Source organism: Saprospiraceae bacterium (assembly GCA_016713025.1).
GTDB lineage: Bacteria > Bacteroidota > Bacteroidia > Chitinophagales > Saprospiraceae > OLB9.
Map to the genome: position 1 here is coordinate 1246961 of JADJPZ010000004.1, position 13358 is coordinate 1260318.

Annotated in this window: 8 protein-coding genes; 4 read left to right on the forward strand and 4 right to left on the reverse strand. The window is 36.6% G+C overall.

All coding sequences use genetic code 11. The annotated features are described in order from the left end of the window. Positions 1 to 282 precede the first annotated feature (282 nt). From IPK35_11725 to IPK35_11740, 4 genes are all read left to right on the forward strand, one after another. Positions 283 to 3246, forward strand: a complete 2964-nt coding sequence (locus tag IPK35_11725; protein ID MBK8053909.1) for a SusC/RagA family TonB-linked outer membrane protein — start codon at positions 283 to 285, stop codon at positions 3244 to 3246. 12 nt (positions 3247 to 3258) lie between these two features. Then, positions 3259 to 4947 (forward strand): RagB/SusD family nutrient uptake outer membrane protein, encoded by a 1689-nt coding sequence (locus IPK35_11730; protein MBK8053910.1) that lies wholly within the window; start codon positions 3259 to 3261, stop codon positions 4945 to 4947. A 177-nt stretch (positions 4948 to 5124) separates the two neighbouring features. Next, the gene (locus IPK35_11735; protein ID MBK8053911.1) at positions 5125 to 6423 is read left to right on the forward strand and encodes a histidine-type phosphatase; all 1299 of its coding nucleotides are present in this window, start codon (positions 5125 to 5127) and stop codon (positions 6421 to 6423) included. Between the two features lie 217 nt (positions 6424 to 6640). Continuing rightward, positions 6641 to 8260, forward strand: coding sequence for a hypothetical protein (locus tag IPK35_11740; protein MBK8053912.1), 1620 nt, complete (start codon positions 6641 to 6643; stop codon positions 8258 to 8260). A 33-nt stretch (positions 8261 to 8293) separates the two neighbouring features. Here the strand turns inward: IPK35_11740 and IPK35_11745 are convergent, their stop codons facing one another. From IPK35_11745 to trpC, 4 genes are read right to left on the reverse strand one after another with little or no spacing between them, the layout of a single operon-like run. Continuing rightward, complete coding sequence (locus tag IPK35_11745; GenBank protein MBK8053913.1) at positions 8294 to 9061, reverse strand: tryptophan synthase subunit alpha; 768 nt, start codon at positions 9059 to 9061, stop codon at positions 8294 to 8296. 3 nt (positions 9062 to 9064) lie between these two features. After that, on the reverse strand, positions 9065 to 10261 hold the full coding sequence (gene trpB / locus IPK35_11750) for a tryptophan synthase subunit beta (GenBank protein ID MBK8053914.1): 1197 nt from the start codon (positions 10259 to 10261) through the stop codon (positions 9065 to 9067). Positions 10262 to 10283: 22 nt separating this feature from the next. Continuing rightward, positions 10284 to 12569, reverse strand: a complete 2286-nt coding sequence (locus IPK35_11755) for a DUF559 domain-containing protein (GenBank protein ID MBK8053915.1) — start codon at positions 12567 to 12569, stop codon at positions 10284 to 10286. Then, positions 12566 to 13357, reverse strand: coding sequence for an indole-3-glycerol phosphate synthase TrpC (gene trpC / locus IPK35_11760; GenBank protein MBK8053916.1), 792 nt, complete (start codon positions 13355 to 13357; stop codon positions 12566 to 12568). Before trpC ends, IPK35_11755 begins: the two co-directional genes overlap by 4 nt. Position 13358: the final 1 nt, after the last annotated feature.

Below are 13358 nucleotides of genomic sequence, written 5' to 3' on the forward strand. Positions count from 1 at the left end.
CTCTTATCTACCGAATTGTCGCCGCTAATTTACTTTTGTGCAATTGAAATACATACTTAATAACAAATTTTTATCTACTTTATTTTAAATTTTAAATTTTCATAATCAAATGATATTCAATGATATAAATTATATTTATCAAAATAAATATCTACTTTATCATCCTCCTGTTAGATAATATCACCAGAAATATGCATTAGCTTTGATTCGGTTTTGAATTCAAAGTATTCAGAAAATTCGATCCAATTTGCTAACAAAATATAAAACCTAAATTTTAAAGCCATGATTTCTTATTTCATTTTTCAAAGAAATATAAGCAAAATTACCTTTTTACTGGCATTTGTATTTGTCATACTACATTTTGATATGAGTGCACAAGATCAAAATACAATAGAAGTAAGAGGCAAAATTGTTGATAATAAAGCCAAAGGAGATTTGATTGGAGCCAGTATTTTAGTTAAAGGTTCAGAAAATGGAACTATTACCGATTATGAAGGAAATTTTCAATTGAATGTGCCCAAAAACTCAATTTTAGTATTTTCATATATTGGATATAAGCCAACAGAAGTATTAATAGTAAACAGTGATTTTCTTAATATTGTATTGGAGGAAGATTCCCAAATGTTAGAGCAGGTGACTGTGATTGGATATGGTTCGGTAAAAAAACGAGATGTCACTGGATCAGTTGTTTCTTTAAAACCTGATGAGTTAAATCGTGGCTTACAAGTAAATGCTCAGGATGCACTTATCGGTAGAATTGCCGGCTTGAATATAGTACCAGGAAATGGTGCTCCCGGAAGCAATGGAAATATCCGTATAAGAATGGGGGCATCACTATCTGCAGGAAATGATCCACTTATTGTGATTGACGGTGTACCTGTCAGCAACACATCCATAAATGCTATAAATCCTAACGACATTGCAACATTCACTGTCCTGAAAGATGCATCTGCAACTGCAATTTATGGTTCACGGGCATCCAATGGAGTTATTGTAATTACCACAAAAAAAGGTAGTCTGAATGAAGGTACTAAATTTAGCTTCAGCTCAAATAATTCCTTGAGCACTATTCCTAAAACATTCAATGTTTTATCTGCCGGTGAGTTTAGAGAAGCATTTAAAAAGTTCTCAAATGCTCCTGCTGCATACCAATTAGGAAATGAAAATATAAATTGGCAAGAAGAAATATACAGGACAGCTTTAGGTACTGATAATAATCTTTCAGTTACCGGATCAGCAAAGAATACACCTTACCGGATTTCTTTGGGTCACACCCATCAGAACGGAACTGTAAAAAGTAATAATTACCAAAGGTTTAATGGTAGCATTGGACTGTCTCCAAAGTTTCTGAATGATCATTTAGCCTTTGATATAAATGTTAAAGGAAGTTTGGAAGATGACACACCAGCTGGTGGTGTAATAGGCAGTGCAATTTCTTTTGATCCTACAAGACCGGTTTTTGAAACTTATCCTAATAATGTTGGGCTTGGATATTTTGTTTGGATGAACGGGGGAAAACCTATTTCGCTCGCACCTAGTAATCCTGTAGCAGATATTGCACTTAGTGATCGTTCCGACAAAACCAATCGGTCTATCGGAAATGTTGCTTTGGATTATAAAATACACGGATTTGAGGCGCTCAAGCTAAATGTAAATGTGGGATATGATATTCGCAAGAATACATACAATGAAAATATTCCAGAATTTGCCCCATCAATGTATACATCCAATAGAAGTGACGGCACCGGAAGAATGCTGTCACGCGAAAGTAATAATACCAATTATTTGCTGGATATATATGCTAATTACAGCAAGGATATTACTGAGAAGCATAATATAAATGCTATGTTGGGGTATGGATGGCAACGTTTTTGGTTTGATACAAAAAGCACGAATACAGATACTAAAGGTGTAGAATTGTCTGTGCCAACTCAAAGCGAAGGCGAGCTTTTTTTACTGTCTTATTATGGTAGATTTAATTATTCTTATGCTCGCAAGCTTTTACTTACAGGAACACTGAGAGCTGATGCATCTTCCAGATTTGCTGCTGACAACAGATGGGGATATTTTCCATCTGTTGCTTTAGGTTATATATTAAGTGAAGAGTCAATGTTTAAATCCGTCAAGTCTTTGTCAAATTTGAAAGTTCGTTTAAGCTATGGCCAAACTGGACAACAGGATATAGGAGGCTATTATCAGCACTTAGGCACTTATACAGCTTCATTTAATGATGCACGCTACTTATTTGGTGACGAATGGATTACAGTTTACAGACCAAATGGATATGACCCTAATATCAAATGGGAGACGACCAGTACCTACAATGCAGGATTGGACTATGGATTTTTTGATGATCGAATTTCCGGAAGTATTGATGTTTTCACCAGAGAAACAACGGATTTATTAAACAGAATATTTGTGCCGGCAGGGAGTAATTTTGCAAATGTCATAGAAACCAACATTGGTAATATGAAGGGAAATGGGGTGGAATTTGCCTTAAGAGCTGAACCAATTAAAACTAAGGATTGGTTATGGTCTATAGGTGGCAACTTCACTTATGCAAACTCACAAATAACAAAACTAAATACTATAGACACAGAAAATAGTTTTGTAAAAACCGGCAGTGCAGGAGGAACCGGTAATTTTCTCCAGGTACATAAAGTGGGCCACACTCCTTTTACTTTCTTTCTGTTGGAACAAGCCTATGGTGAAGATGGTAAACCTTTGGAAGGAAAATACATTTCTAAAAAAGATGGTACAATTACTACCAGTGAAGAAGATGCCAATAAATCAGAATATGGAAGTTCAACAATACCTTATTTTTATGGTCTTCAAACCAGAATAAATTATAAGGCCTTTGATTTAGGGATAACCGGGCATGGAGTTTTTGGAAATTTTGTATATAATTATCAGGAAGCAAAGCAGTCCCTGGAGTCTCTGTATTCAGCTACAGGTGTTTCAAATAATGTTTCCCATGTTACACTTAAAAATGGTTTCAAACAACAACGTATTTACACTGATTATTTTCTGGAAAGTGGTGCTTTCTTTAGCATAGATAACATTACATTGGGCTACTCAATAGACAATCTTTATAAAAAAATGCAAATGAGAATAGCTTTAAGTGCTCAAAATTTAATTAGAATAACTAATTATTCAGGAGTTGACCCTGAAGTTTTTAGTGGAATAGATAACAATATTTATCAGCGTCCTCATATGTACACATTATCATTAAATCTAAACTTTTAAATTCAAAAGATCATGAAATTTAGTTCAATTAAAAACCTGGCTGTTATAATACTTGTATTTGTACTTATCCCATCGTGTATCAAAGACTTGGATACTTTGCCTTTGGATAACAACAGACTAGTAGGTGAAACAGTATACAGCACCCCAAATGGATATAGGGGAGTACTGGCAAAATGTTATTCTTCATTAATTCTTACAGGACAAAAAGGTGGGGATTCAGGAGATGGAGATGTACCCGGGATTGACGAGGGGTATAGCGGCTATACAAGAGCTTTGTTTTATTTACAGGTGGCAGCCACAGATGAAATAGCACTGCATGCGGGTAGTGGACATGGAACTAGATCAATGCTATTTATGGACTGGAATCCATCCATTAAAGTGGTGAGCTATCCTTATTACAGGTTGTATATGTCCATTGGATATTGCAATGAATTTTTGAGGGAATCTGAAGAAAGTAAGTTAAGAGAAAGGGGAGTATACGAGGGTCTTAAAAATGAAATTGAATTTTACAGAGCGGAAGCCCGATTTATTCGTGCTTACTGTTACAGCATGATATGCGACCTTTATGGGGCAGCACCATTTATAGATGAGACCCAAAAATTAGGTATCATACCAATCCAAAAAACTCGTCAGGAAATTTATAATTATGTTGTATCGGAAGGGGAATTACTAACTAATGCGCTAAAAGAACCAAAAACAAATCAATATGGACGAGTAGACAAAGTAGCTGTCTGGTTTTTGCTTGCAAGAGTATATTTGAATGCTGAAGTATATATTGGTAAAAATGAATATGCTAAGGCCTACAATTATGCTAAAAAGGTTATAGATTCGGGAAAATATCCCCTTGCGTCCGATTACAGACATATATTTTTAGCAGATAATAATACTTGTCCTGAAATCATATGGCCATTGGTCCAGGATGCTGATTTTGCTCAAAGTAGTGCGGGTACAAATTTTCAAATAAAAGCATTGATCAATGGACCAATGGATAATTTTTATAAAACAGGTGTTGGTGCAAGAAGTTGGGGAAACGCAAGGGTAAAACCTCAGCTAGTGGATCTCTTTGAGCTTGCTGATCAGAAATTTGATCAGTTAGATAACTGGGGCGATAAAAAGAAGGACAAACGTGCTCAGTTTTTTACAATAGGAAAAACAAAAGAAACCTGGGCTGCAGGTAAGGCATTTCAAAATGATTTCAATAGCGGATATTCATGCATAAAATGGAGAAATGTAACAAAAAACAGACAGGAACTGGTACCAGGAGGTACTGTTTATTCTTCCGTGGATTTTCCATTGTTTCGTACTGCTGATGCATATTTAATGGCAGCAGAAGCTATTTTAAGAGGTGGAGGTGGTTCCCGAAATGAAGCACTGGGATATATTAATACTGTGAGAGACAGAGCTTATATGTCCGGAAGTTTCGGTTCGGACGTTTCAGGAAGAATTACTGATAGTCAAATGACATTGGATTTTATTTTGGCTGAACGCGGACGTGAACTACACACAGAATTAATTCGGCGTACTGATCTGATACGTTTTAATAAATATACTAAGGGCTATAATTGGGATTGGAAGGGTAGTGATGGGCAGGCCGGAAACTTTATGGGTAAAGATGTTCATGATAAGTATAAGCTATTTCCCATCCCTCAAGATGAGTTCACTGTCAATCCTAATCTAAAACAAAACCCTGAATATCAATAAATAAAGTTCGAAATGTGGCTTTGATGATAGGCAAAATTATAGGCAGGTTTCTTAATAAAGACCTGCCTATTTGCCTGCTTTTAGGGATAAGCCGTATTTTTTGTAGCGAATTTAGCTTGGAGAGTGGGTATACACTATTAAATCTTTCTAAAAATGTACTTAAGAATTAAATTTTTTATGTGTAGGCAAGGATATATTCTGCTCTGCTTAATTTTCTCAATTGGAGCTCTCTTCGGACAAACAACTGAAAATGAGATATTTGAAAATATTGAAAAAACAGGTGGTGTCCTTTTTGCTTATCCCGAATCTGAAATAGGCAATCAATCGATGGCGCCTAAAGGCTACAAACCATTTTATATAAGTCATTTTGGTCGCCACGGGTCAAGGTACTTAGCCAGTGATAGTGATTACAAGACTGTACTGGACGAATTTTCCAATGCTTCCCACTTTAAAAAGCTCACACCTCTTGGTTCTGAAGTTTTGAATCGATTGAATCAAATATGGGTGGAAGCACAAGGTCGGGGTGGCGATTTATCTCCTTTAGGTTTAAAGCAAATGCGGAGCATAGCTGAAAGAATGCACTTGTCTTTTCCTGAAATCTTTGAAGATAGTTTGGTCATTTCAGCAAGGTCCACATTAGTCCCACGATGTATTTTAAGCATGGATGCTTTCTGTGAAAAGCTTAAAGAATTTAATCCCACACTTCAAATTTCCAGAGAAGCTAGCAATAAATATATGTCATACCTGAATTTTCATACCAAAGAGGCTGTAGCTTTCAGGTCCGAAATCAATACCTGGCGAAAAGATTTGCAGGAATTTGAGAAGAAGAAAATAGCTCCTGAAAGATTAATGAATTCCCTTTTTAACGATAGTACATATATTATTAAAAAATTGAATAGCATTTCATTGATGAAGGGATTGTTTGAAATTGCAGGTGGTATGCAAAATCTGGAACTGAAAATATCTTTACACGATATTTTTAGCAAAGAAGAACTATTTAATCTTTGGCAATGCAAAAATTATAAATTGTATATAGAATACGCAAATGCAGGGCAAAACGGCGGTATAATGATGCATAATGGTAAAAATGTTTTGAGAAATATACTTGATTCCGCTGATGAAGTAATAGATAAAAAGAAAAATGGGGCAACTTTCAGATTTGCTCATGATGGAAATATAATTCCATTAGCCATGCTTCTTCACTTGGACAATTGTTACAATGTCTCATCCAACCCTGATGAGTATTATAAGGCTTGGAGTGACTTTAAAGTAGCTCCTATGGCTGGTAACATACAGATTGTCTTTTTCAGAAATAATGATACAGGTGATATTATAGTTAAGTTTTTATTGCACGAAAAAGAAACACGCATTCCTGCAATTAAAAGTGAATTAAAGCCACATTTTTATCGTTGGAGTGAAGTGAAACAATACTATGAGTTATTATTAGAAAAATATAATGTAGCAGTATCAAATTGACTTTGGATATTTGCTATGTTAATAGTTAACATTCTATTCAGCAGGGTCTGTAATATTTTCTTCTTTGATTTGCATTTATGTAATATTAGCACAGTTTATTAAGATAATAATCAGATGCTATATTTTTTTTTACTTTTGGGATTATTCTTAGCATTTTAACTTAATTTTGCTGTAATAAGTTTGATTTACAGATATTGAATCAAGTAAACATCGTGCGATGAAAGAAATCCTAATAGTTCTGTCATTGTTTTTTTTATCTTCTAAAATGGCCGCAGGGGGTAATCTTGATTCTATTCTGATTGTTTTAGACAAAACCGTAAAGGAGCGGCATTTATATGTTTTAGACAGGGAGAAACGTATTGAACTCCTGATGAATAAAATCAATCAGTCAACTACGGATGAAAATCGATTTAAATTATATGGAAATTTATTTAATGAATATAAAAAGATTCAGTTAACTTCTGCCCTGGAAGTAGCCAATAAAAGAATAAATATAGCTAAAAAGCTAAAAAATAAAGACTTTGACAATGAAGCTATACTTAATCTCGCAGAAATTATGGTGGGATTAGGGATGAACCACGAAGTCCACATGCTCTTAAGTGATTTTAAGATTTCATCACTTAGTAAAACTCAAAAAATTTATTATTTTCATATATGTCACTCACTTAATATACTTAATGAAAAAAACGCATTAACAGAGGAAAGAAAAAGCTACTATAACAAATTAATTTTTCAATATAAGGATTCTCTATTGGAAAATGTATCCCCACTTGAGCCTTCATACATACTTATCAAAAGCGGGAAACAACTGATGGAAGGCAAAGCTAAAGAAGTAATAACTTCAATATCTGAAGTCATAGGTGCCAAAGAAACAAATGAAAGAACATTAGCACATGCTGCATTTCTTTTATCAGAAGCATATAACAGTCTTGGTGATGACTTTCTGCAAAAAAAGTTTCTTGCTATTTCAGCAATTGCGGACTTGCATTCTGGTACAAAAGAGTATATTTCTTTGGGTAAATTAGGTCATTTACTTTTTAAGACCGGAGATATATCCAGGGCATATGAATATACTAAGTGTTCTATGGAAGATGCCATACAGTGTAATGCTCGTCACAGGGCTTTAGAGTTTTCTGAAATGTTACCTATTATAATTTCTTCGTATGACACGAAAATGAATTCAGAAAAAGAAAATCTTTCGAAAGCTTTATTATTAGCACTTCTTTTGTTTTGTATTTTAGTTATTGCTTTGATTTACATTTACCTACAATTAAAAAAGTTATCAAAAGCAAGGGAATTGATACACCAAATAAACCAAGATCTGAATTCTACGAACAATGACTTAAAAAAGTTGAACAATAAGCTGTCAGAAGCTAATATTATTAAGGAAGAGTATATTGGGTTTGTATTTAACTTGTGTATTCAATACATCGACAATATTGAAAATTATAGGATTAACATCAATAAAAAATTAAGAACAGGCAAGGCAGCAGAAGCACTTAAAGTTACTGAGTCTGGTAATCTGGCAATAGATGAACTAAATGATTTTTTTGCAAATTTTGACTTGGTTTTTTTAAATATATTTCCAAATTTTATTTTTCAGTTTAATAACTTTTTAAAAAAAGATGAACAAATAGTCATCAAAAAGGAAGGGACCCTAACACCTGAACTTAGGGTATTTGCACTGATAAGATTAGGGATTGTTGATAGTGATAAAATTGCGAAGTTTTTACACTATTCTGTACAAACAGTCTATAATTATAAATTGAAAATACGGAGCAAACTTTTAATCTCAAAAGAGGAGTTTAACTTGGCCATTCATGAAATTGGAAATTAGCAGTAAAAGCTTTGAAAGTGTAATGGGTATATATTACAGATTATTAATAAAATCTGAAATGTTGTTTTGAAGGTCTTGATTTTCTTCCAAAATTCTGATAAAAGCGCTACCCACTATCGCACCGTTACTATATTGATTGGCAATCTCGCGAGTGGGTTTATCATGAATACCAAATCCAATCAGAGATGGACTTTTCAGATTCATAGATTTAATTCTGTTGAAATATGCCAATTGATCTTCAGAAATCCCACCCTGTTTACCCGTTATAGATGACTGTGAAACGACATAGAGAAAAGCTGAACTTAAGCTGTCTGCTTGCCATATGCGCTCTTCTGAAGTCATAGGCGTGATGAGAAAACTGACTTCCATCTGATACTTTTTGAATAAATCCAGGTAGTCACGTTCATAAATTTCCATAGGCATATCCGGGATGATAAGTCCCTGAATACCTGCATCATGTGCATCCTGAAGGAATTTTTCTGCACCGTATTGCAGCATCTGATTGAAGTAACCCATCATGATGATCGGTATGCTATGGGTAGTTCTTACATTTTTAACATTGTGAAAGATATTGTCGATGGTTTGACCATTTTTTAAAGCTATTTCACTGCTTTTCTGAATGGTAGGTCCATCAGCAAGTGGGTCAGAATAAGGCATGCCAAGTTCTATCAGATCGACCCCGTTTTCTGCAAGTGCTTTAATGATCGTTTCTGTACTTTCCAAGGTAGGATGGCCTGCTGTAAAATACACATTTAGGACATTTTTTCCTTTATCGAGTATGGTTTGTCTGATGGTTTGCATGATTTATAATTGGATATTATGGTCTTCAATATATTTCAAATAGGTATTCAGGTCTTTGTCACCTCGTCCGGATAAGTTTACCACTACATGATCTTCCTTTTGGAGACCTATTCTGTCCAAAATAGCCAAAGCGTGTGCGGTTTCTAGTGCAGGAATGATTCCTTCAGATCTGGAAAGGTCGATCACTGCCATCATTGCTTCATCATCTGTGGCTGCGTGGACAGTTGCTCTTCCGGATTTAATGAGGTGAGCATGCATGGGGCCGATACCAGGATAATCAAGACCTGCAGACAAGGAATAAGGTTCGATTATTTGCCCATCTGCTGTTTGAATTAAAAGCGTCATACATCCATGGATGATACCTTTTGTGCCAAGAATGCTTGTTGCTGCAGAGTGGCCAGTATCGATGCCTTTACCTGCGGCTTCTGCAAGAACGAGTTTGACTCTTTCATCGTGCAAAAAGTGATAAAATGCTCCTGCTGCATTGCTCCCACCACCAACACAAGCGACAACATAATCAGGGTGATCTTTTCCTGTCTTTTCTTGCAATTGCCATTGGATTTCTTCACTGACTACGGCCTGAAATCGGGTAACCATATCAGGGTAGGGGTGTGGCCCTATCGCTGAGCCTATAATATAATGTGTCGTCTCAGCATTATTGATCCAGTCACGTATGGCTTCATTGGTTGCATCTTTTAGTGTTTTACTTCCACTTTCAGCCGGAACAACTTTTGCACCCAGCATTTGCATTCTGGCCACATTGGGAGCTTGCCTGACAATATCAACAGCACCCATATAAACGATACATTCCAGGTTCATCAAAGCGCAAACTGTGGCTGTTGCCACACCATGTTGTCCCGCACCTGTTTCTGCAATAATCCTTTTTTTCCCAAGACGTTTTGCCAATAGGATTTGACCGATAGTATTATTGATTTTATGTGCTCCGGTATGATTTAAGTCTTCACGTTTCAGATAAATATTCGCGCCATATTTTTTTGATAATGTTTTAGCCAGATATAATGGAGAAGGTCTTCCTACATAATCCTTGAGTAGGTTATTAAATTCTTCCTGAAAATCTGGTTCAGATATAATATTTAGATATTTGGTTCTGATTTCCTCGACATTTGCATAAAGCATTTCTGGTATGTATGCTCCTCCAAATTCACCATAGAATCCTGTGTCAGAGACATTGTATGATATTGTATCGGTCATAATAAGTTATTTAAGTTATTGTTTTATGGATGGGGGATTTTTTAAGATTATTTGCTTCTTCTAAAATTCTATTTATCACGTCTTGGAAATTTGAATTAACTTCATTGTTTGTGTATCTAAGTATTGTGATGCCAAAACTTTTAAATATATTATCTCTATTAATATCTGCTTCCGTGCTATATTGATGATTTATACCATCAATTTCAACTACAAGTTTAATAGAATGGCAATAAAAATCTGCTATAAATAAATCAATGGGGTGTTGCCTTCTGAATTTTAAACTAAGAGGCTTTGATTTTAAAAATTCCCAAACCTTTAATTCTTCTGAAGTCATCTTTCTTCTTAGAGAAGCCGCTTTTTCAAAGATATTAGGATTAGCTCCGTAAAACATATCATAAGAAAATTCGTCTTCATTACTCTTGTCTTCATTTCTTTTGCCTTTACTACCCCCGGAATCCTTGAGCGTAGGTCGTCCCTTTAGGGATTGATGGTTGAGCGCGGAATTTTCATCTTTGTTACCTTTACTACCCCCAGCCCCTAAAGGGGAGAGCCCCGCTTCACCTGAATCCTTGAGCGTAGGTCGTCCCTTTAGGGATTGAGGGTAGTTGGTGGCATCTTCGTCTTCATTACTCTTCTCATGCCCGACATCCTTGAGCATAGGTCGTCCCTTTAGGGATTGAGGGTCGCGGGATGTTTCTCCATTGCCCTTCTCACCCCCTGCCCCTAAAGGGGAGATCATCGCTTCACCTGCATCCTTGAGCGTAGGTCGTCCCTTTAGGGATTGAGGGTCGCGGGATGTTTCTCCATTGCCCTTCTCACCCCCTGCCCCTAAAGGGGAGATCATCGCTTCACCTGCATCCTTGAGCGTAGGTCGTCCCTTTAGGGATTGAGGGTAGTGGGTGGAATTTTCATCTTTGTTACCTTTACTACCCCCAGCCCCTAAAGGGGAGAGCCCCGCTTCACCTGAATCCTTGAGCGTAGGTCGTCCCTTTAGGGATTGAGGGTAGTTGGTGGCATCTTCGTCTTCATTACTCTTCTCATGCCCGACATCCTTGAGCATAGGTCGTCCCTTTAGGGATTGAGGGTCGCGGGATGTTTCTCCATTGCCCTTCTCACCCCCTGCCCCTAAAGGGGAGATCATCGCTTCACCTGCATCCTTGAGCGTAGGTCGTCCCTTTAGGGATTGAGGGTCGCGGGATGTTTCTCCATTGCCCTTCTCACCCCCTGCCCCTAAAGGGGAGATCATCGCTTCACCTGCATCCTTGAGCGTAGGTCGTCCCTTTAGGGATTGAGGGTTGAGCGCGGAATTTTCATCCCTGCTGCCTTTACTACCCCCAGCCCCTGAAGGGTAGAGCATCGCTTCACCTGAATCAGGGAGTGTAGGTCGTCCCTTTAGGGATTGAGGGTTGCGGGATGTTTCTTCATTGCTCTGTTCATCCCCGACCCCTAAAGGGGAGATCAGCGCTTCTTTTAAGTCCTTGAAGGTAGGTCGTCCTTTTAGGGAATGAAGGTAGTGGGTGGCATCTTCATTGTCATTTCTACCCCCGACCCCAAAAGGGGAGCTCAACGCTTTATCAGAATCCTTGAGCGCAGGTCGTCTCTTTAGGGATAGAGGGTTGCGGGTGGAATCTTTCTCTTTTCCTTGCTTACCCCCGACCCCTAAAGGGGAGCTCAGCCCTTTATCAGAATTTTTGAGCATGATTTTCCCCACAAACTTTCTGACCAACTCTACATCCTTAATCCCTGGACTTATTTCAAATTTACTATTGATGTCTATACCCTTAAATTGGGGATGGCCAATTTTTAATATTTCATCTACATCGTCCGGACCAATACCACCACTTAATAAAAAAGGTCGACAGATAGGTTTATGATTCAATATATTCCAATCAAATTTAATCCCACTCCCACCATAGTTTTTAGTTTCTGTATCGAAAAGAAAAAATTCGGCCATTCTAAAGTCATCAAGCATATCAAAATCAAAATCTTCATAAATTCTGAATACCTTTATTATGGGTATAAGTGATTGGGCATTGATACAATATTCGGGTGTCTCATTGCCATGAAGTTGTATTAGGTCTAAATCATATTTATCAATGTAATCTTTGACAATATCCATGTCTTCATTTACAAAAATACCTACTTTTTTTTGATGAATTTCATTATTTATGGTTGGTACAATCGTAATATATCTTGAAGATGGTTTGTAGAAATTGTAACCAATCCAATCTATATCCAGACTGACGATATCCTGGATGTTCTGACTTTCTTTAAGACCACAAACTTTAACGATCATACATTAACTTGATTAATCGCATTGATAAACTCTGTACATGATGCTCCGGGATCGGATGTTTTCATAAAATTCTCTCCAATCAGGAAACCTTCATAACCGGCTTTTTTCAGGTCAATGACTGTTTGCGTATTATCTATTCCACTTTCTGATACTTTCATTACACCATTTGGAATTTGAGGTAAAATGTCTATTGAAAACCTTATGTCTGTCACAAACGTCTTAAGATTCCGATTGTTTACACCAACATTTCTGATGGATTCATGATACTTTTTTAATTGATCAGCGGTATGGACTTCTAATAGTACTTCCATACCTAATTCTGTCGCCAGTTTTGCCATCTCTTCAACTTCGGATTTGGAGAGTATTTCTGCTATTAGAAGAATAACATCGGCACCCAAAGCTTTTGATTCTATTATCTGATATGGGTCTATCATAAAATCTTTCCTTAAAATAGGAATATTGACCAATGGTCTTACATTTATAAGATCTTCGTCACTTCCACCAAAAAAATCAATATCTGTAAGTATAGAAGATGCAGACGCACCCGCTTTTTCATATTTTGGTACTATTTCAGAACTTATAGCTTGTAAGTTAATCATTGGCTTCGAAGGAGATTTCCTTTTAAATTCTGCAATGATACCTGATCTCTCCACCAAAAAACGGGATAATGAGAACCTCGGTTTATGGAAGTGTGGTGTGCTTTCAAGTTGAGTTTCGCTCATCTTTTTCTTTCGTTCTGCGACTTCTTCACGTTTCCTGTGGACAATTTTGTTTAAAATATCGGACATT